At 42.8% G+C, this 222-nt stretch carries 1 protein-coding gene; it reads left to right on the top strand.

The window, feature by feature from the left end:
- Window positions 1-182 (top strand): EF-hand domain-containing protein (locus CWB78_RS18060; RefSeq protein ID WP_138596794.1); only part of this gene is annotated, 182 nt, incomplete at its 5' end.
- Window positions 183-222 lie beyond the last annotated feature (40 nt).

Here is a 222-nt window from a genome sequence, read left to right as displayed (position 1 = left end):
TGGCACTTGCTTCTTCATCTGTGGCGTTTGCTGCAACAGATTTTGACACACTGGATGTGGATGGTAATGGCGCAATAAGCCAAGCTGAAGCATCAGTAGATGCCTCACTTATGAGTAAGTTTACAGAGCTTGATACGGATAAAAACGGCGAGCTTTCTAAAGCAGAATTTTCTAAGTCTTAAAAGGCGAATTCTCGACGCTTTTAATGATTCTGGGTTGCCA

Source organism: Pseudoalteromonas sp. S1612 (genome assembly GCF_005887175.1).
Classification (GTDB): Bacteria; Pseudomonadota; Gammaproteobacteria; order Enterobacterales; family Alteromonadaceae; genus Pseudoalteromonas; species Pseudoalteromonas undina.
Note: the sequence above shows the minus strand (reverse complement) of the source record. Positions and strands in the feature narration are given on the sequence as shown.